At 35.2% G+C, this 19946-nt stretch carries 18 protein-coding genes and 4 tRNA genes; 15 read left to right on the forward strand and 7 right to left on the reverse strand.

The window, feature by feature from the left end:
* The first annotated feature begins 292 nt into the window (after positions 1-292).
* The 10 genes from recA to rarD all read left to right on the forward strand — a co-directional run bounded on the left by recA (position 293) and on the right by rarD (position 7946).
* Complete coding sequence (gene recA, locus J3U56_RS03800) at positions 293-1339, forward strand: recombinase RecA (RefSeq protein ID WP_267333520.1); 1047 nt, start codon at positions 293-295, stop codon at positions 1337-1339.
* A 2-nt stretch (positions 1340-1341) separates the two neighbouring features.
* The gene (locus tag J3U56_RS03805) at positions 1342-1845 is read left to right on the forward strand and encodes a regulatory protein RecX (RefSeq protein WP_267333521.1); all 504 of its coding nucleotides are present in this window, start codon (positions 1342-1344) and stop codon (positions 1843-1845) included.
* Between the two features lie 206 nt (positions 1846-2051).
* Entirely contained in the window at positions 2052-4685 is a 2634-nt protein-coding gene (gene alaS, locus J3U56_RS03810) for an alanine--tRNA ligase (RefSeq protein WP_267366778.1), read from the forward strand.
* A 141-nt stretch (positions 4686-4826) separates the two neighbouring features.
* The gene (gene csrA, locus J3U56_RS03815; RefSeq protein ID WP_065633847.1) at positions 4827-5027 is read left to right on the forward strand and encodes a carbon storage regulator CsrA; all 201 of its coding nucleotides are present in this window, start codon (positions 4827-4829) and stop codon (positions 5025-5027) included.
* A gap of 124 nt (positions 5028-5151) precedes the next feature.
* Positions 5152-5244, forward strand: a tRNA-Ser gene (locus J3U56_RS03820).
* 21 nt (positions 5245-5265) lie between these two features.
* A tRNA-Arg gene (locus tag J3U56_RS03825) sits at positions 5266-5342 on the forward strand.
* A gap of 19 nt (positions 5343-5361) precedes the next feature.
* A tRNA-Arg gene (locus J3U56_RS03830) sits at positions 5362-5438 on the forward strand.
* Between the two features lie 19 nt (positions 5439-5457).
* Positions 5458-5534, forward strand: a tRNA-Arg gene (locus J3U56_RS03835).
* A gap of 154 nt (positions 5535-5688) precedes the next feature.
* A complete protein-coding gene (gene serS, locus J3U56_RS03840) occupies positions 5689-6981 on the forward strand; it encodes a serine--tRNA ligase (RefSeq protein WP_267333523.1) in 1293 nt (430 codons plus the stop codon).
* 68 nt (positions 6982-7049) lie between these two features.
* Positions 7050-7946: an EamA family transporter RarD gene (gene rarD / locus J3U56_RS03845; protein ID WP_267333524.1), complete on the forward strand. Its 897-nt coding sequence runs from the start codon at positions 7050-7052 to the stop codon at positions 7944-7946.
* A 44-nt stretch (positions 7947-7990) separates the two neighbouring features.
* Here the strand turns inward: rarD and pflA are convergent, their stop codons facing one another.
* The 5 genes from pflA to J3U56_RS03870 form a co-directional block, all read right to left on the reverse strand.
* Entirely contained in the window at positions 7991-8767 is a 777-nt protein-coding gene (gene pflA, locus J3U56_RS03850; RefSeq protein ID WP_267333525.1) for a pyruvate formate lyase 1-activating protein, read from the reverse strand.
* 255 nt (positions 8768-9022) lie between these two features.
* Entirely contained in the window at positions 9023-11305 is a 2283-nt protein-coding gene (pflB, locus tag J3U56_RS03855; RefSeq protein ID WP_267343943.1) for a formate C-acetyltransferase, read from the reverse strand.
* Positions 11306-11374: 69 nt separating this feature from the next.
* Positions 11375-12223 carry a formate transporter FocA gene (gene focA / locus J3U56_RS03860; protein ID WP_267333527.1) on the reverse strand — a complete coding sequence of 283 codons (849 nt, stop codon included), beginning with the start codon at positions 12221-12223 and terminating at the stop codon, positions 11375-11377.
* 374 nt (positions 12224-12597) lie between these two features.
* Complete coding sequence (mltC, locus tag J3U56_RS03865) at positions 12598-13668, reverse strand: membrane-bound lytic murein transglycosylase MltC (RefSeq protein ID WP_267333528.1); 1071 nt, start codon at positions 13666-13668, stop codon at positions 12598-12600.
* Between the two features lie 8 nt (positions 13669-13676).
* Complete coding sequence (locus J3U56_RS03870; protein WP_267333529.1) at positions 13677-13946, reverse strand: oxidative damage protection protein; 270 nt, start codon at positions 13944-13946, stop codon at positions 13677-13679.
* 214 nt (positions 13947-14160) lie between these two features.
* On the opposite strand from J3U56_RS03870, the gene argD reads away from it, so the two are divergent.
* From argD to J3U56_RS03885, 3 genes are all read left to right on the forward strand, one after another.
* Positions 14161-15372: a bifunctional acetylornithine/succinyldiaminopimelate transaminase gene (argD, locus tag J3U56_RS03875; RefSeq protein WP_267333648.1), complete on the forward strand. Its 1212-nt coding sequence runs from the start codon at positions 14161-14163 to the stop codon at positions 15370-15372.
* A gap of 68 nt (positions 15373-15440) precedes the next feature.
* Positions 15441-16052 (forward strand): ribosome biogenesis GTP-binding protein YihA/YsxC, encoded by a 612-nt coding sequence (gene yihA, locus J3U56_RS03880; RefSeq protein WP_065798425.1) that lies wholly within the window; start codon positions 15441-15443, stop codon positions 16050-16052.
* 12 nt (positions 16053-16064) lie between these two features.
* Positions 16065-17051, forward strand: coding sequence for a serine/threonine protein kinase (locus tag J3U56_RS03885; protein WP_267366780.1), 987 nt, complete (start codon positions 16065-16067; stop codon positions 17049-17051).
* Between the two features lie 47 nt (positions 17052-17098).
* Here the strand turns inward: J3U56_RS03885 and J3U56_RS03890 are convergent, their stop codons facing one another.
* Complete coding sequence (locus J3U56_RS03890) at positions 17099-17395, reverse strand: GIY-YIG nuclease family protein (RefSeq protein WP_267366783.1); 297 nt, start codon at positions 17393-17395, stop codon at positions 17099-17101.
* A 185-nt stretch (positions 17396-17580) separates the two neighbouring features.
* Between J3U56_RS03890 and J3U56_RS03895 the strand changes: the two genes are divergently transcribed.
* Together J3U56_RS03895 and J3U56_RS03900 are read left to right on the forward strand one after the other, a co-directional pair.
* Entirely contained in the window at positions 17581-18285 is a 705-nt protein-coding gene (locus tag J3U56_RS03895; RefSeq protein ID WP_065633857.1) for a lipopolysaccharide core heptose(II) kinase RfaY, read from the forward strand.
* Between the two features lie 200 nt (positions 18286-18485).
* Complete coding sequence (locus J3U56_RS03900) at positions 18486-19073, forward strand: hypothetical protein (RefSeq protein ID WP_267343947.1); 588 nt, start codon at positions 18486-18488, stop codon at positions 19071-19073.
* A gap of 175 nt (positions 19074-19248) precedes the next feature.
* On the opposite strand, the gene J3U56_RS03905 is transcribed toward J3U56_RS03900, so the two are convergent.
* Positions 19249-19908, reverse strand: coding sequence for an alpha/beta fold hydrolase (locus tag J3U56_RS03905; protein WP_267366785.1), 660 nt, complete (start codon positions 19906-19908; stop codon positions 19249-19251).
* Between the last annotated feature and the right edge of the window lie 38 nt (positions 19909-19946).

Below are 19946 nucleotides of genomic sequence, written 5' to 3' on the forward strand. Positions count from 1 at the left end.
ATGAAAGTATTACCTAAGCAAATTGCTACAATTTGATGATAAAATTAAATCTATCCTAACAATAAAACTCTAGTTAACTGTATAAAATTTTAAAAGCCATATTTGATAAAAGTTGAGATACAAGCATCTTTAAACCCAAACTTTACTCTATTATTTCATTATCAATAAGTAAAATATTATCAACTAGTTGCTACTACTAATTAAATGCTTATTAAACATAAAAAAAACTTGATACTGTATAACAATACAGTATAATGTACATCAATATCCTTACTAATCGGAATTTTATAATATGAACGAAAACAAACAACGTGCACTTTCAGCAGCATTAAGTCAAATAGAAAAACAATTTGGTAAAGGTTCAATTATGCGTTTAGGGGATACCCAAACGTTAGATGTTGACGCGGTTTCAACTGGTTCATTAGGGCTTGATATCGCATTAGGAATTGGCGGGCTACCAATGGGTAGAATTGTCGAAATCTTTGGACCAGAATCATCAGGAAAAACTACATTAACTTTATCTGTTATTGCGCAAGCACAAAAAGAAGGGAAAACGTGTGCTTTCATCGATGCTGAGCATGCTTTAGATCCAATTTATGCAGCAAAATTAGGTGTGCAAGTTGATGATTTATTAGTTTCACAACCCGATACCGGCGAACAAGCGCTTGAAATTTGTGATGCATTAGTACGATCTGGTGCTGTAGATGTCATTATCGTCGACTCTGTTGCTGCTCTAACACCAAAAGCAGAGATCGAAGGTGAAATGGGCGACTCTCATATGGGATTACAAGCCCGCTTAATGTCACAAGCATTACGTAAATTAACTGCTAACATTAAAAATGCTAATTGCTTAGTCGTATTTATTAACCAAATTCGTATGAAAATTGGTGTTATGTTTGGTAATCCAGAAACAACAACCGGTGGTAATGCACTTAAATTTTATGCCTCTGTGCGTTTAGATATCCGTCGCACTGGTGCTGTTAAAGAAGGCGAAGATGTGATTGGTAGTGATACCCGTGTAAAAGTGGTCAAAAACAAAGTGGCGGCGCCATTTAGACAAGCTGAATTCCAAATTCTTTATGGATGTGGTATTTCTAAAGAAGGTGAATTAATTGATTTAGGTGTAAAACATAAGCTTGTTGATAAAGCTGGCGCATGGTACAGCTATAACGGTGAAAAAGTTGGTCAAGGAAAAGCTAACTCTATCAAGTTTTTACAAGAGCATCCCGAAATCGCCCAAGAACTTGAAACCAAATTACGAGATTTATTACTAAATAGCCCTGCTGTTTTCTCTGCTGATGAGGACGAAGTTTTATCAGAAGAAGATAACAACTTTTAGTTATGAATAAAAAAATCAATAAGTCAATTTTAAATAAAGCTGTGCAATTACTTGCACAGCGCGATCATTCATCTTATGAATTACACAACAAAATAGTGCAATTCTTTGCTAAAAAGATACAATGCTCAGAAGATGAATATCATGAACAGTTAAATCAATTAAAAATAGAAACCTCTGAGGTTATTCAATATTGTATCGATCACAATTGGATGAATGATAGACAATATATCGAAAAATATATTGCTATGCGTGCATGTAAAGGTTATGGTCAATATAAAATTGCATTAGAATTAAAACAGCGTGGCCTAGACGTCGATTTGAGCCGTGAACTATTACAAATAACAGATATTAATTGGAGTGAAATTGCTCATCAACAATTATTGAAAAAGTTTAAACACATTGATATTAAAGAAGATTATCGCCAAAAACAGAAAGTAATTCAATTTTTAACTGCTAGAGGCTATAGCCAAGATAATATTAAAACCGCATGTAATTTATTGACTTAAGTTTGTATAATACCTAGAATATAATACAGTTAAGTTAAACACAGCCCATTACAAAGAAAGCTCACTATATCATTTTTATTTTTCCTTATATTTACTTGTTATATTAGTTAGATTCACCGCAGTATAAAGAATATTTACTTTTCAACTTTAGTTGTAACGGGTATATTACTATGTTTAAAAATCTATCGTTTAATATGGAAGCCTAAATGAAAAGCACTGCAGAAATTCGTCAAAATTTTCTTGACTTTTTCCATAGCAAAGGACACGAAATTGTCGCAAGTAGTTCCCTTGTTCCACATAATGATCCAACTCTTTTGTTTACTAATGCAGGAATGAATCAATTTAAAGATGTATTTCTTGGAATAGATAAGCGTTCCTACACGCGAGCAACTACAGCACAGCGGTGTGTACGAGCTGGCGGAAAACATAATGACCTTGATAATGTAGGTTATACTGCACGACATCATACATTTTTCGAAATGTTAGGTAATTTTAGTTTTGGTGATTATTTCAAACATGATGCGATTCATTTTGCTTGGGAGTTATTAACCAGTAAAGAATGGTTTAATCTTCCTAAAGAAAAATTAACTGTCACTGTTTATGAAACTGATGATGAAGCCTACTCTATTTGGCAAAACGAAATTGGTATACCTAAAGAACGTATTATCCGCATAGGTGATAACAAGGGCGCACCTTATGCTTCAGATAATTTTTGGCAAATGGGTGATACAGGGCCCTGTGGACCTTGTACCGAAATATTTTACGATCATGGCGATCATATTTGGGGAGGACCTCCAGGTAGTGCTGAAGAAGATGGTGACCGATTTATTGAAATCTGGAACATTGTATTTATGCAATTTAATCGCCATCCTGATGGGACTATGGAACCTTTACCTAAACCGTCTGTCGATACCGGTATGGGATTAGAACGAATTGCAGCAGTTTTGCAACATGTTAACTCTAACTATGAAATTGATTTGTTCAAAAAACTCATTAAAGATACGGCTCAAATCATTCAAACTAAAGACTTAGAAAGTAAATCACTACGTGTTATAGCGGACCATATCCGTTCTTGTGCTTTTCTAATTTCAGATGGCGTAATGCCTTCTAATGAAGGTCGAGGCTATGTATTGCGTCGTATTATTCGACGAGCAGTACGACATGGTCATATGCTTGGTGCAAAAGATATTTTCTTTTATAAACTAGTTAAACCATTAATTGAGGTGATGGGCAGCGCTGCAACAGAATTAGCGCATAACCAAAAAATGGTTGAAAATACCCTTAAAACCGAAGAAGAACAATTCCTAAAAACTCTTGAACGTGGATTATTTTTACTCGATCAAGAATTAGGTAAAATAACTGGTTCTGTGTTGCCGGGTGAGATTGCCTTTAAACTTTATGATACATATGGCTTTCCATTGGATTTAACAGCCGATGTATGTCGAGAAAAAAACATCACAATTGATGAAGATGGATTTAATAAATGTATGGAAGAGCAACGTAAGCGAGCTCGTGAATCTAGTGCATTTAGTGTCGATTACAGTAATGTTATTAAGCTTGATGATAAAACCGAATTTTTAGGTTATCAGGAAACTGAAGCTTCAGGTAAAGTGATTGCCATTTTCCAAGGTGGCCACAAAGTCGAAAGTATTAATGAAGGTGATGAAGCCATCATTGTTCTAGACAAAACACCTTTTTATGGCGAGTCAGGTGGACAAATTGGCGATAAAGGCGTGTTAACTGCTGCAAATGTTGAATTTAAAGTTATCGATTGCCAAAAATATGGTAAAAGTATTGGACATATAGGCAATATTGCTAAAGGATCATTAAAAGTTGGTGATACAGTAACAGCAGCTATTGATGTTGAACTAAGGGAACGTATTCGTCGTAACCACTCAGCCACACATTTATTACAAGCGGCATTACAACAAATATTAGGTAAGCATGTTCATCAAAAAGGTTCCTTGGTTAATGATAGTTACTTACGTTTTGACTTTTCGCACAATCAAGCAATTACAACAGAGCAACTGATTGAAATCGAAAATCTGGTCAACCAGCAGATACGTCGCAACTTACCTGTTGAGATAGAATTAATGCCAATTGATCAAGCAAAAAGCAAAGGTGCAATGGCATTATTCGGCGAAAAGTACGAAGAAATTGTACGCGTATTAACGATGGGTGATTTTTCAATCGAACTTTGTGGTGGTACTCACGTTAGTAGAACCGGTGATATAGGTTTATTTAAAATCACTTCTGAGTCGAGCATCGCTTCTGGTGTAAGAAGAATTGAGGCAACATCTGGGCAAAATGCGATGGAATACATCCATTATGAAGCTAATTTGTTAAATCAAATTGGATCACTGATAAAAAGTGACAAATCGACAATTTTAACACGAGTTGAACAATTAATTGATCAAACTAAAGTGTTAGAAAAAACTATTGAGCAATTGAAGGCTGAAAAAGCTAGCCAAGAAAGCCAACAATTGTTAAATCAATGTGAAAAAATCAATAATAAGAACTTACTAATTGCTAAACTTGATAACGTCGAAGCTAAGCTATTACGCACAATGATTGATGATCTTAAAAATCAATTAAAAACAGGTGTCATAGTTTTAGCTGCTGTCAATGATGGCAAAATCAATTTAGCAGCTGGTGTAACTAATGACTTATTAGGCATTGTTAAAGCTGGCGAATTAGTTTCTCAATTAGCATTAAAAGTAGGTGGTAAGGGCGGTGGGCGGCCTGATTTCGCTCAAGCAGGTGGAATGGATCTTTCGGCGTTACCAGAAGCTTTATCTTCTGTAAAAAAGGAAATCAGTAATAAATTACAAGCAAGTTAGCCAGATATACTCAAGTGAATATTAATTAAACATTAGAGTGTATTCTGTAAAATTCCGTCTTTCTGTCTCACCGATGGAAGGCTGACGAAGCTATATCTTAAAATTGTTTGGATATATACTTAACTGATATTAGGAGATCTAATGTTAATTTTAACTAGGAGAGTAGGTGAAACATTAATTATTGGTGACGATGTAGTCATTACTATTTTAGGCGTCAAAGGTAACCAAGTCAGAATTGGTATCAATGCCCCTAAAGAAGTTTCTATCCATAGAGAAGAAATATATAACAGAATCCATCATTCGCAAGACAAAATTGATGAGATATCTGAGCCCAAAGAGTAATATTGGGCAGGAAATAAACAACTAGTGCGCGCAAACGAAAAAATGTTTGACTTATTTTTTCTAGAACGTAATATGTGCGCCACACATTGTGATTTTGTTGTTGAAACCAAATCACAGTTGTTTTGGTGAGATGGCCGAGAGGCTGAAGGCGCTCCCCTGCTAAGGGAGTATGCGGTCAAAAGCTGCATCGAGGGTTCGAATCCCTCTCTCACCGCCATTTTTAAAAAATTTAAAATATGCATCCGTAGCTCAGCTGGATAGAGTACCCGGCTACGAACCGGGCGGTCAGGGGTTCGAATCCCTTCGGATGCACCATTTTAAAAAATTCTAAAACGCATCCGTAGCTCAGCTGGATAGAGTACCCGGCTACGAACCGGGCGGTCAGGGGTTCGAATCCCTTCGGATGCACCATTTTTTTACGAACTTACACGCATCCGTAGCTCAGCTGGATAGAGCACTCGGCTTCGAACCGAGCGGTCAGGGGTTCGAATCCCTTCGGGTGCGCCATTTCGGTTGAATCCCGGCATAATTCTAGTATACTAAGCTCACAAACTTTATATCTTTTATCAATCTACTTTTTTATTTATATATGTTGTTAGCTAGATTAAAATAACGGTTCAAGTAGATAGATAGCTTTAATAAATAATAATGGACTTTTTTTATGTTGGATCCAAACTTACTTCGAAATGAATTAGATCTTGTTGCCCAAAAATTATCTCGACGCGGATTTAAATTAGACGTTGAAACACTAAGTCAACTAGAAGAAAAACGAAAAGTTTTACAAGTTGAAACTGAAAATTTACAGGCTGAACGTAATGCCCGCTCTAAAGCTATTGGTGAAGCAAAAGCTCGAGGTGAAGATATCACGGCTGTACGTGAAGAAGTCAATAAACTTGGTGAAAAGCTCAATACCGCAAAAGCAGAGCTTGAAATCTTACTTAACCAAATCAAAGATATTGCATCAAATATTCCGAATATTCCTGATGATTCCGTTCCTGATGGCAAAGATGAGAATGACAATGTCGAAGTATCTCGTTTTGGTACACCAAGAACATTTGATTTTCCTGTGCTTGATCATGTTGCATTAGGTGAACGTTTTGGTGGGCTTGATTTTGCTGCTGGTGTAAAACTTACCGGTGCACGTTTTGTTGTTATGAAATCACAAATTGCACGTCTACATCGAGCAATAACGCAATTTATGCTAGATCTTCATACTGAGCAACATGGTTATGAAGAAATCTATGTGCCTTACCTCGTCAATAAAGCTACCCTATTTGGCACTGGGCAATTACCAAAATTTGCAGGTGACCTATTTCACACTAAACCACTTGATGAAGAGGCTGAAAGCAGTAATTATGCATTAATCCCGACAGCAGAAGTACCCGTTACCAATTTAGTGCGAGATGAAATTCTAGATGAAAGTGTATTACCATTAAAAATGACGGCTCATACGCCTTGTTTCCGCTCTGAAGCGGGTTCTTATGGTAAAGATACCCGTGGCTTAATTCGAATGCATCAATTTGATAAAGTGGAGCTTGTTCAGATTGTCAAACCTGAAGAGTCCATGAAAGCATTAGAAGAGCTAACTGGGCATGCTGAAAAGGTATTACAGCTACTTGAGCTGCCTTATCGAAAAATCGTATTATGTACCGGTGATATGGGCTTTGGCTCATGTAAAACCTACGATCTTGAAGTATGGGTGCCAGCTCAAAATACTTATCGCGAAATTTCGTCTTGTTCAAATATGTGGGATTTCCAAGCTCGTCGAATGCAAGCACGTTATCGCAATAAAGCAGATAATAAAACTTACCTAGTTCATACCTTAAATGGTTCTGGATTAGCGGTAGGACGAACTCTTGTTGCGATTATGGAAAACTATCAACAGGCTGATGGATCTATCAAAGTACCATCAGTGTTAGTACCCTATATGAATGGCGTAGAAGTGATTGGTTAAAGATAAATCAATTTAGCTTAAGATAGCGCTACTAATAGCGCTATTTTTTTATTAATTTAGGTGAAAAAATGATAAAAGGTGTTGTCCTTTCAATACTTGCATCATGTCTTTTTGGATTACTTTATTATTATCCAGTATTACTACAGCCGCTTTCGGTTGTCGATATTTTTTGCTGGCGATTATTAACGTCTTTTCCAGCAATTATTATTCTTATCTGTTTTGAAAAACAATGGTCAGCTATTGCTGATCTATTTTTGCGAATAAAACAACGACCAGTATTACTTTTAGGATTGATAGCATCCTCATTACTTCTGACCATCCAAATGCTTATTTTTATTTGGGCACCGCTTAATGGCCATGGTTTATCTGCATCTTTGGGATATTTTTTATTACCCTTAGCGATGGTTATTTTTGGCAAAGTTTTCTATGGAGAAACATTAACATTTTTTCAAAAAATTGCTGTCACGTTTGCCGCTATTGGTGTCTGTTTAGAAATTTACACAACAAGCGCTTTTTCATGGGAAACAGCCGTGATAGCACTTGGTTATCCAATTTACTTTATGACAAGAAGAAAACTAAAAATAGAAGGCATATCAGGGACCTTTTCAGATTTTTTCTTCATTTTTTTAGGTTGCCTTAGTTATTTTATTTTCAATTATAACGTACAACAAATTATTCATGATTTAACCCATTTTCATATCTTTATCCCTATGCTGGGGATAATTACCGCTATTGCATTTGCTATGTATTTTGTTGCCAGAAGGTTACTACCTATGGGCTTATTTGGATTGCTCGGCTATGTAGAGCCGGTTTTACTAACTTGTGTTTCTTTATTATTCTTACACGAATCTATCTCATCACAGCATATTATTTCATATGGATTTATTTGGTTATCTGTTTGTGTTTTAGCGTTGGAGGGAAGTATATTTGTACTAAGAGCGATAAAACGAAAAAGAATTCGTTAATTAAACAGCCACAAATTTTGTAGCTGTTTAATTTAAGGATGATGTTACTTACTAAATGTCACGGGTTGACCATAGCTTTCTATAATAGATTGAATCCTATCAAGTGTTTCCCTTGGTGGGGCTTCAACGCCTTCCAATTGATACTTATCACCAAACGTTTCCCATTTGTAAGCACCAAGTTTATGATAAGGTAATAACTCTACTCGTTCGATATTACTCATGCCTTGAATAAATTTACCTAACAAATGTGCTGAGTCATCATCATCTGTCCAACCTGGAACAACAACATATCGAATCCAAGTTTTTTTATTAATTTTTTGTAAGTATTTGGCGAACTCTAATACACGTTTATTTGATACACCAACTAACTTTTGATGTATCTCATCATTCAACTGTTTCAAATCAAGCATAACCAGATCAGTCACGTCCATTAACTCTTCTAGAGTATGATCGATCTGTCTAGCATAACCATTGGTATCTAAACAAGTATTAATGCCCTCTTTATGGCAAGCTTTAAACCACTCAGTAATAAATTCAGACTGTAATGTCGCCTCTCCACCTGATGCGGTAACCCCACCACCATTAGGCATAATAAAGCTTTTATAAGAAACTATCTCTTTCATTAACTCATCAACTGTCACTTCCTTGCCCGCTTTTAAATCCCAAGTATCGCGGTTATGACAGTATAAGCAACGCATTAAACAACCTTGAAAAAAAACAATGAAGCGAATTCCCGGTCCATCAACTGTACCGAAAGATTCAAAAGAATGGATACGACCTTTAATCGGTTGTTTTGTTGTCATAATAATATCTTGTTCCATAAATGTTCTCTAATAATTACTCACATTGCTTTTATATTTATTTAAGTATTTTAACTCATATAATGTTATTTTTTACCAATTACATTAATTGAATATACTCTTATTTGTTGCAATTATACAAAATAAATACTAACAAGTATTAAATTTATCCTATCTATTAGCAACATTTCTATAAGTGGATAACCAATAATTCAATTGGCAAAAAAATAGCGCCCAAATTGGACGCTATTTAATGCAAATCATCAATTAACTAAATTACATTGATTGTGTAAAAGTACGTGAAATTACGTCTTTTTGTTGCTCTTTAGTTAATGAATTGAAACGCACTGCATATCCAGAAACACGAATAGTTAATTGTGGATATTTTTCAGGATGATCCATCGCATCTAATAATGTTTCACGGTTAAGTACGTTCACATTAAGATGTTGACCGCCTTCAATAGTTGCTTCATGGTGGAAGTAACCATCCATTAAGCCTGCTAAGTTACGTTTACGTGCACTATCATCTTTACCTAACGCATTTGGAACGATAGAGAAAGTATACGAAATACCATCTTTAGCATAAGCAAATGGAAGTTTAGCAACAGATGTTAATGAAGCAACCGCACCTTTTTGGTCACGACCGTGCATTGGGTTAGCACCTGGACCAAATGGAGCACCAGCACGACGACCATCAGGTGTATTACCAGTTTTCTTACCATAAACAACGTTAGAAGTAATAGTTAACACTGATTGTGTAGGAATTGCATTACGATAAGTTTTAAGTTTTTGAATTTTCTTCATGAAACGTTCAACTAAATCAACTGCGATATCATCTACACGTGGATCATTGTTACCAAATTGAGGGTATTCACCTTCGATTTCAAAGTCCACAGCAAGACCATCTTCATCACGAATCGTTTTAACTTTCGCATATTTAATCGCAGACAGTGAGTCAGCAGCAACAGATAGACCTGCAATACCACATGCCATAGTACGAATAATATCACGATCGTGTAATGCCATTAATGATGCTTCATAGCTATATTTGTCGTGCATATAGTGAATAGCATTTAATGCAGTTACATATTGTTTTGCTAACCAATCCATAAAGTGGTCTAAACGAGCAAAAACTTTATCGAAATCAAGATATTCGTCAGTAATTGGCGCTTCTTTTGGACCTACTTGCATTTTAAGTTTCTCATCCACACCACCATTGATTGCGTATAGAAGAGTTTTAGCAAGGTTTGCACGTGCACCAAAGAACTGCATTTGTTTACCAACGATCATTGGGCTTACACAACATGCGATAGCATAGTCATCGTTGTTAAAGTCAGGGCGCATTAAGTCATCATTTTCATATTGTAATGATGAAGTATCAATAGATACTTTTGATGCAAACTCTTTAAATCCACTTGGTAATTGTTCAGACCAAAGAATTGTCATGTTTGGTTCTGGTGATGGACCCATAGTGTAAAGTGTATTTAAGAAACGGAACGAAGTTTTAGTCACTAAAGTACGACCGTCTACACCCATACCAGCGATAGATTCAGTTGCCCAAATTGGGTCACCAGAGAATAATTCATCATATTCAGGCGTACGTAAGAATCGAACCATACGTAATTTCATAACGAAATGGTCAACAATTTCTTGCGCGTCTTTTTCAGTGATTAAGCCGGCTTCAAGGTCACGTTGGAAATAGATATCAAAGAATGTAGAAGTACGACCAAGAGACATCGCAGCACCATTTTGTGATTTAACTGCTGCTAAATAACCAAAGTAAGTCCATTGTACCGCTTCTTGAGCTGTTTTAGCTGGCCCAGAAATATCGTAACCATATTTAGCGGCCATTTCTTTAATTTGACCAAGTGCACGATGTTGCTCTGCAATTTCTTCACGACGTTGCATAGTCATTGCTAAGTCAACACCATTTTCAAAATCAGCTTGTAATGAGTTAAACTGTGCAAATTTGTCTTGCATTAAGTAGTCAATACCGTAAAGTGCAACACGACGGTAATCCCCAATGATACGACCACGACCATAAGCATCTGGAAGACCAGTGATAACACCTGATTTACGACAACGTAAGATATCTGGGGTATAAATATCAAAAACACCTTGGTTATGAGTTTTACGATATTCAGTAAAGATTTTTTTGACTAAAGGATCAAGTGTACGGTTATAAGCCTTACATGAATTCTCGATCATTTTAATCCCACCAAATGGGATAATTGCACGTTTTAATGGTTTTTCAGTTTGTAAACCAACAATCTTTTCTAAATCTTTTTCAATATAACCTGCGTCATGAGCAGTAATTGTCGAAATAACACTTGTATCAAAATCCACAGGGGCATGGGTAGCATTTTCAATTTTAATGCCTTCCATTACTTTATCCCATAACTTAGTTGTCGCATCTGTTGCGCCAGCTAAGAAAGACTCATCACCCTCATATGGCGTGTAGTTCTTTTGGATAAAATCGCGGACATTAACATTATTTTGCCAATCACCATCTTTAAATCCTTTCCAAGCGACTGCTTGTACTTCGTTTAAATTACTCATAGTTTTTCACCTCAGGTTTACAAAAATAGTTATTTACCGCTCATATAAATGAGGGTAAATATTTTAAAATCAATGTGGCTTACGTAAATATAAAGCCCAATAAGGTAGCGCAACAGCTAATCCACCTAAAATATTCCCGATTGTTACCGGGATTAAATTATTTATAATAAAATGCTCAACGGTTAATTCTTTAAATGCATCTGCCGACAATCCAACAGCAGACCAAAACTCCGGTGAAGCAAAATTTTTAATTACAATTCCCATAGGAATCATAAACATATTTGCAATACTATGTTCAAATCCACTTGCCACAAACATAGCAACAGGTAATACCATAACTAACATCTTGTCGAGTAAACTGCGACCAGCATAACTCATCCAAGCAGCCAAACATACCATTAAATTAGCCAGTAAACCTAAAAATACTGCTTCAATAAAAGTATGGTGCAATTTATGATCTGCGGTTTGTAAAACGTTTAATCCCCACAAGCCATTAGCTACCATATATTGACCTGAAAGCCAAATAACTGCTACAAACAGTATAGCACCAATAAAGTTACCAATATAGACAAAAATCCAATTGCGTAGCATTTTTAGCCAACTCACTTTGTGAGTCATTTTAGGTAAAATAGTTAATACTGTTGAAGTAAAAAGATCTGCACCGCAGCAAACAACTAACATTAATCCTAATGAAAAGCAGATACCACCGACTAATTTTGCTAAACCAAAAGCAACGCTAGCGGTTCCAGTTGTCACAGTGATATAAAATACAAATGCAATAGAAATAAAAACACCTGCAATAATGGCAGAAAGAAGCGTGCTACAAGGGTGTTTATTTACTTTGTAATTGCCGATGTCTTCAGCGATTTGGGTCATTTGCGCGGGGGAAAACGAATCCACGAGTTTATCTGTACTCAAACTAACATCCTCAAAAAAACTAGGGTTTTATGAGAGCCATAGTATACTCAAAATTTGAAGCAGATCACGTTTTTTTTATTAAAAAATTTTATAACAAAAAATCATTATTTGTTAAAGAAATTACTTTTACTATAAAAAATTCATCTAAGGTTATCCAAAAAAATTTAAAATATCTAATTAATTAAATTCATTTTTTTAGCATCAATATAAATATTTTTATAAGATAAACTGTTATAATACCGTTTAAAATTTTTAAAATAATCGATAGATTCACGTCCAAACTATTTTTACAAATTTGTTGTGATTATTTGAAATATATCGTTTTCGCTTCATTACTAATTCTGCAAATGAAGCGTTTTCACTCTACTAGTCGCTTATTTATTATCTAAAATTCGACTCACTTTTATTAAGTAATTTCGGGATTCTTGAGAAACGTGCGAAGTCACTAATTTTCGATAAACTTGCTGTGGAGTCATAGAATTAATAATGTTAATGGCTTCGTTACGGTCGTTAGAAAACGTACGCAATACACTTCCTGCTCCACCATTATAAGAAGTAATCATGGCATATCTTAAAGAAATTGGGTTATTAATGCCTGCTAAATATTTAGTCTTTAATAAAGATAGATAGGCTGTGCCCATATCAACATTATTACGAGGATCGAGCAAAAACTTACGGCTCGGTTCGCCTGACTTACCTTTTAATTTAAAAATGTCACGACCTGCTGTATGTTGCTGAACTTGCATAAGACCTAATGCGTCGGTTCGACTTACTGCGTACGGGTTAAATGCCGATTCAACTTCCATAATCGCTAAAATTAATCGTTCATCAATAAAATAACGATTCGATGCCTCAGTTACAAGTGGTAAGAACTTTTTAGCACGTTGATTAATGTGGTTAGGCACAAGTTTGATTTCAACATAAGTAATTAAATGAGAACCAGATTTACGCTGTTTTAAATTATTCGCTAACACATAATCAGCAAAACTATTAGCTCGTGCACTCCAACGAATGGGCTGGCGTTCTTGGTCAAGAACTTGGTTATATAAAAAAGGTTCTTTTGATAAATCCTGGCTAATTTTATCTTTACGTATAATATCAACAGGTTCAGGCATTAATAGTGTTGAAACGATAGCTTCTTTCAAATTGTCGAGAGGAGAACTGGATAACGTCTCAATGGTAATGACACCAGAAACAAAATTAATATGCACTCGAGTTTGTAAATTATCCTCGTATTGCACATAATCTTTAGGGCCTGCTATAAGCACCTCTTTAGGCCCCCATATTTGTTCAATATTATTTGCATATTGACCAATTAAAATATTAAAAGCATTGGTATCTTTTACATAATAATCTTCGTCAATTTTATTGGAATTTTTACTAGGACAACCACTTAAAAGGCTCACTGTCACAAATAATGAAATAATTTTTATTTTGTTTTTCATTTGAGTTCTCAGTTTTTAGGTTTGTATCCGTCAATGACAATATCTTCACCTTCAAATAAAAATTTTACCATCTCACTTTCGATTTTTTTACGGTGTTCAGGATTCATCATATTATATTTGTTTTCATTAATTAACATAGTCTGTTTTTTTAGCCATTCTTGCCAAGCACTTTTAGAGATTTCATTATAAATTCGTTTACCTAGTTCACCTGGATACAGTTGAAAGTCTAAACCTTCTGCGTCTTTTTTTAAATAATGACAATAAATAACACGGCTCATCTTAGTTCCTATTGAGAGACAATTATCATTTGGCTAACGATTATACCCGAAAATGGTACGATAAAAACAATAAAATTGTTGCCTTAATCAATTTCGTTTACATGCTTTAAAAATGAATTTTAATTCAAATATAATGAATAATTATTTACTTTACTAAACATTTAAATCACATAAAATAGATGTAACAATTTGGATAAAATATAAGGATAAAATGATGAACACCAAAATCACTCGAGAATTATTTGATAAAGTTATTTTACCTGTTTATGCACCAGCTCAATTTATTCCGGTTAAAGGTCAAGGCAGTCGTGTTTGGGATCAAAATGGTGAAGATTACATTGATTTTGCTGGTGGCATAGCTGTTAATGCCCTTGGTCATTGCCATCCAAGATTAATTAAAGCATTACAAGAACAAAGCGAGAAATTATGGCATGTTAGTAATGTTTTTACTAATGAACCGGCCTTGACTCTTGCGCAAAAACTAATTGATAACACGTTTGCAGATCGTGTGTTTTTTGCTAATTCAGGGGCTGAAGCCAATGAAGCAGCATTTAAACTTGCACGATACTATGCCACTGAAAAATACAGCCCTTATAAAACAAAAATCATCGCATTTTATCAATCTTTTCATGGTCGTACTTTTTTTACTGTATCTGTTGGTGGGCAAGCGAAATATTCCGACGGTTTTGGGCCAAAACCGGCCGATATTGTTCATGTTCCTTTTAACAATCTAGATGCAGTAAAAGCAATAATTGATGACCATACTTGTGCAGTAGTATTAGAACCGGTACAAGGCGAAGGTGGATTAACTTCCGCAACACCAGAATTTTTGCAAGGTGTGCGTGAGCTTTGTGACCAATATAACGCACTGTTAATTTTTGACGAAGTACAATGCGGCATGGGACGTACGGGTAGCTTATTTACCTATCAACAATATGGAATAACACCGGATATATTGACTTCGGCTAAAGCATTAGGTGGTGGATTCCCTATTAGCGCAATGCTGACTACTAATGAAATTGCCTCGGTAATGCATCCTGGAGTGCATGGTACTACTTATGGTGGTAATCCTTTAGCTTGCGCGGTAGGTTGTGAGGCTTTTGATATTATTAACTCGCCAGAAGTCCTAGAAGGCGTTCAACAGCGAAGAGCAATATTTATTGAAAAACTAGAAGAGATTAATGATCAATTTAAAGTGTTTCGAGAATATCGCGGCAAAGGTTTATTATTAGGCGCCGAACTTCAACCGCAATTTCATGATAAAGCAAGAGAGTTTCTTAATGTTGCAACAGAATTTAACGTTATGATTTTAAATGCGGGCACCAATGTACTAAGATTTACACCTTCACTAATCATCTCTGAAAATGAAATACAAGAAGGCATGATGCGCTTTGCTAAAGCCGTCGAAAAGGTTGTCAACGCTTAAGTTTTTCTATACAGTAACGGCATTTTAATCAATTAGGTGCCGTTAATGCACTTAAAGGATACTTTGTTATGACCGATATTCGCCCTTTAAATTACGCAAAAACACACTTTATTCTAAGTGCGCCAGATATATCACACCTACCAAGTGATAGTGGCGTTGAAGTTGCTTTTGCCGGTAGATCTAACGCAGGTAAATCCAGTGCGCTCAACACGCTAACTAATCAAAAAACGTTAGCCAGAACCAGTAAAACACCAGGCAGAACCCAATTAATTAATCTTTTTGAAGTAGAAGAAAATTGTCGTTTGGTCGATTTACCAGGCTATGGTTATGCACAAGTGCCTGAAGCAATAAAACGAAAATGGCAAAAATCACTGGGTGAATATCTACAAAAACGAGAAAGCCTTAAAGGGTTAGTCATACTGATGGATATCAGACATCCACTTAAAGATCTCGATCAACAGATGATTGATTGGGCTGTATCGGTTGAAATTCCGGTGATGTTATTGCTAACTAAAGCCGATAAGCTTGCGTCTGGCGCGTTAAAAAAACAAGTCAATATGGTTAAAGAGGCAATCCTACCTTTTCAAGGTGATATTACTGTTGCGCCTTTTTCATCACCTAAACGAATTGGATTAGATGCATTAAAGCAAAAACTAGATCAATGGTTTAATCAACAGTAAGGAAACCATTTGATGAGTCAATTAGATTTTTCATTTCAATCATTATCACCGGAATTGATCATCGATAGTTTGGCAACTATTGGTATTGAGGTTGACTCAGGCTTAACAGCACTCAATAGTTACGAAAATCGCGTCTACCAATTTATGGATGAACAACGTGCTCGCTATGTAGTAAAGTTTTATCGACCCAATCGTTGGAATCGGCAGCAGATCCTTGAAGAGCATGAATTTACTAAGCAACTAGTTGACGCAGAAATTCCAGCTATTGCACCATTAACACTCAATGGCTGTACATTACATGAAAATCAGAACTATTTGTTTGCTGTTTTTCCTAGCGAGGGTGGTCGGCAATATGAACTGGATAATATTAACCAAATGGAATCGGTTGCCTCCTTACTTGCACGGATTCATCAAATTGGCGCAAAACAACGGTTTTTACATCGTCCAACTATCGGATTAGACGAGTATTTATATCACCCGAAAGAAATCCTATTATCAAGTAATTTAGTCCCCAATAAAGTACGATTAGAACTTAATGAAACGTTGTCTACATTAACCCAAACCATCGAACAGCATTGGCATAACGATTGGCAACCTATTCGTATTCACGCCGATTGTCATCCTGGTAATATTTTATGGCGTGATAATGCTATGTTTGTTGATTTTGATGATGCGCGAAACGGACCAGCAATTCAAGATATGTGGATGCTACTTTATGGAACCACGCAAGAACAACGGCTACAATTAGATACCTTAGTTGAAATCTATCAAGAATTTTTTGATTTCGACACTGCACAGCTTAAATTAATCGAGCCTTTAAGAGCAATGCGTATGGTGCATCATCTAGCTTGGATTATAATGCGATGGCAAGATCCCGCTTTTCCACCAGCGTTTACATGGATAACAGATGAGGATTTTTGGCTTCAACAATTAGCAACATTTAGACAGCAAATTACTGCTATCCAATCACCCGCAATTCAATTGCTATCAGTGAGATAAATAAAACAGCCAAGCTTAAATTAATAAAAACGGGCAAATTGAAAGTGTTAAAGTCCTAACACCTTTAATAGCACCTCTAAATTAGGTTGTAGTTGAACTAATTGCTCTTTTTTGGGTTTGGAAAGTTGTTTAATACGATACTCAAGCCTTAAAGCCGTTGATCTATCACCAACACAAACTTGATACACAATGGCAAGCGCTTGATGACCTTTTAAATACTTTGCGCCCTTACCTATTTGGTGTTGATGTAAACGTCGGCTCGTATCGGTTGTGATACCGGTATACAATGATTGTTTAGCGGTTCTAATAATATATAAAAACCACATAATTGATTTACTATTCATAGTTATCTCAACGTGATAAATTTATTTATCTTTTATAGTTTATCATTATTAATTCATTATATGCATGTGCCTATTTGCGTGAATTTTGTTAGAATAGGCACTTAGGTAAGATTACTACTTCTTTTACTTTATTTAACTTACTGTTCTAGATAGTCCCCATGTTATATATTTTGAGGCGTTAAAATTTGAATAACTTTGCAAAAATTATTGAAGTTGAACGTGGCGATATGAAATTCGCTTATGTTGATAATGATGAAATTAATTATTTAGACCTTTTTGACCAATTTCTGGCAGAAGAAGGGCATCGCGAACTCCTCGACCCCAGTGATAAACTAGAGCGATATACTTATTTGATCAATCACAATCAAAGCAAATTTATCTTTAAAATTGATGGTGGGATCGAACATCGTTTAGAGCGTAAGCTTATTGCCAAAATTACGGGCGATTTTTATTTCAACCTTATTCGAAAGTTGGCAAAAATATCATTAGATAAATGTGATATTGCTTATGAGCTTTATTTGGTTGCTTTTGACAAAAAAACACAGCGCCATTATATGATTTTCAATTTTATTGAAGGCCGCTCATTAAAATGGGAAGAAATGGAGCAGTATGGCGATCAAATAAAAGACTGTATTGAAAAATTACACAGTTATAATTTAGTCTCTAATGACGTACATGGTGGAAATTTTATTTTAACACCTGACGGCAAAATTAAAGCGATTGATTTAACTAATTCTGGTTTTATTTGGTTAACGAAAGCGAATGATGCTATTGAATTAAAAGAACGCTTCAATATCAAAATCAAAGTCCCTGTTTTAGCAATGGCAATTAAAAAATTTACCCATGGCTTTAAAAAATTATCACGAAAAATACGTGGTAAAAAAGATTAAATTAACCAGATGAGAGAAGGTCAAACTTCTCTCTTAATTTAGTAATACATACTGTTGCCTTTGAAGACTTAATTAGTAAAAATTAGCCCTCCATCTAGTTTATAGATTATCATTTTATTCGTTTTTCAAACCATAGAAACACTAGCAAATCTATGTATAACCAGCTAGAATTAATCAGTTAATTCTAATAAGGGTGTGGTATGAAAAAGTTAATTGGTATTGTGACAATATTTACGATGCTAACAGGGTGTACATCTCAAAAGATGATGTCAATTTATCAAACGCAAGGTGTAGAAATCGGTCAAAATTCATCTGGTGTTGATATAGTGAATAAATATACTACCTCACGCCCTATTACTGCCCTTCACTCCTCTTTAGCACTGTGTATAGCTCAAGAACTTGATAATAGCCCTGTGGTATTAACCAGTGATAACTATTTTGGTTCACGTTGGTGGTCATACTATAACATGCCAGTTCAACAACAGGCCGTCACAGTCAGTGGTGGTGATACAATTAAATTAGTTGAAGGAAATAGTGTTGTCGCTAACGCAGTTACAGACTACGAATATTATATTAAGTATTTTGTTAGTTATACCCTGACAACAACGCGCAATCAAAATGATATCCGTTATCTGTTTAGTAATATTAAACAAGCCCAGCAATTTACTGGTTCAGTGGCCAATGACGGTTTTGAAAACGTAAAAACACTTGAAAGCGCGCATCCAAACTTAGTTATTGATGCATTAAACAAAGAAGTTGATAAAATTCAAGCTTGCTTACTGCGATAATACAAAATTAAGCAATATTCTTAATCTTGTAAGATGTGTTTTAAAGATTATACCTTTCAACATATTTTGTAACAAAAATAACTAGTCATTATTCGATATTGACTAGTTTTATTCAAGTAAACATTGACTTACTATTTTTTAAAACGTCCAATCTTCTATTTTAACTAATGAGATCTTAATCTATTTCAAAAAATTTAACCAAATCAGGATATAACATATCATTATTAATGATATAGCTACCATGATCATGGTTTGTCATAATTTTCAATTGCGAGTTAGGTATATTGTCAGCAACTTCAACAAACATTGCAGGATTATAAATATCATTTTCTGCACCAATAATTAAAGTTGGGATCGTAATTTTCGTTAACGAACTTACTTCGATATTAGGTTGTTCAAGCATCATTTTAAATAATGGATCGTTTGTTTGTTCATAGTGCTGTAGTACGTATTGATAGCTTTGTTGCGTAAAATCAGATGGTTTTAAATTCACCCCCAATAATGCCATTTTTTTAATCATTTCTTTACCGCGTAAAGCTAACAATAATGCAATAATGGCGCCATCACTAAAACCTATAATATTAACGGATTTAAGATGTAATTTGTTAATTAACGCCTCAACATCATCAGCCATAACGTTATAATCATAAACATCAGTCTTATCACTGCGTCCATGATTACGACTATCCACTGCATAAATAGTATAATGTGATGTTAATTTGGCGATGAGTGGTAAAAAAACTTGATGATCTTCACCATTACCGTGCAACAGCATCAAAGGCTCACCTTTACCCGTTTTTAGATAGTAAAGGTTTACTCCGTTAACACATAGCATAATTCACCTTAATGACAGTTAGTTGATGTCAAAACAGT

The sequence above is a fragment of the Gilliamella sp. B2824 genome, from assembly GCF_026536245.1.
GTDB lineage: Bacteria > Pseudomonadota > Gammaproteobacteria > Enterobacterales > Orbaceae > Gilliamella.

What these genes read in the sequence shown, in the direction of transcription:
- recA (WP_267333520.1), top strand. Translation starts at nt 293, where the DNA reads ATGAACGAAAACAAACAACGTGCACTTTCAGCAGCATTAAGTCAAATA.
- J3U56_RS03805 (WP_267333521.1), top strand. Translation starts at nt 1,342, where the DNA reads ATGAATAAAAAAATCAATAAGTCAATTTTAAATAAAGCTGTGCAATTA.
- alaS (WP_267366778.1), top strand. Translation starts at nt 2,052, where the DNA reads ATGAAAAGCACTGCAGAAATTCGTCAAAATTTTCTTGACTTTTTCCAT.
- csrA (WP_065633847.1), top strand. Translation starts at nt 4,827, where the DNA reads ATGTTAATTTTAACTAGGAGAGTAGGTGAAACATTAATTATTGGTGAC.
- serS (WP_267333523.1), top strand. Translation starts at nt 5,689, where the DNA reads ATGTTGGATCCAAACTTACTTCGAAATGAATTAGATCTTGTTGCCCAA.
- rarD (WP_267333524.1), top strand. Translation starts at nt 7,050, where the DNA reads ATGATAAAAGGTGTTGTCCTTTCAATACTTGCATCATGTCTTTTTGGA.
- pflA (WP_267333525.1), bottom strand. Translation starts at nt 8,767, where the DNA reads ATGGAACAAGATATTATTATGACAACAAAACAACCGATTAAAGGTCGT.
- pflB (WP_267343943.1), bottom strand. Translation starts at nt 11,305, where the DNA reads ATGAGTAATTTAAACGAAGTACAAGCAGTCGCTTGGAAAGGATTTAAA.
- mltC (WP_267333528.1), bottom strand. Translation starts at nt 13,668, where the DNA reads ATGAAAAACAAAATAAAAATTATTTCATTATTTGTGACAGTGAGCCTT.
- J3U56_RS03870 (WP_267333529.1), bottom strand. Translation starts at nt 13,946, where the DNA reads ATGAGCCGTGTTATTTATTGTCATTATTTAAAAAAAGACGCAGAAGGT.
- argD (WP_267333648.1), top strand. Translation starts at nt 14,161, where the DNA reads ATGAACACCAAAATCACTCGAGAATTATTTGATAAAGTTATTTTACCT.
- yihA (WP_065798425.1), top strand. Translation starts at nt 15,441, where the DNA reads ATGACCGATATTCGCCCTTTAAATTACGCAAAAACACACTTTATTCTA.
- J3U56_RS03885 (WP_267366780.1), top strand. Translation starts at nt 16,065, where the DNA reads ATGAGTCAATTAGATTTTTCATTTCAATCATTATCACCGGAATTGATC.
- J3U56_RS03890 (WP_267366783.1), bottom strand. Translation starts at nt 17,395, where the DNA reads ATGAATAGTAAATCAATTATGTGGTTTTTATATATTATTAGAACCGCT.
- J3U56_RS03900 (WP_267343947.1), top strand. Translation starts at nt 18,486, where the DNA reads ATGAAAAAGTTAATTGGTATTGTGACAATATTTACGATGCTAACAGGG.
- J3U56_RS03905 (WP_267366785.1), bottom strand. Translation starts at nt 19,908, where the DNA reads ATGCTATGTGTTAACGGAGTAAACCTTTACTATCTAAAAACGGGTAAA.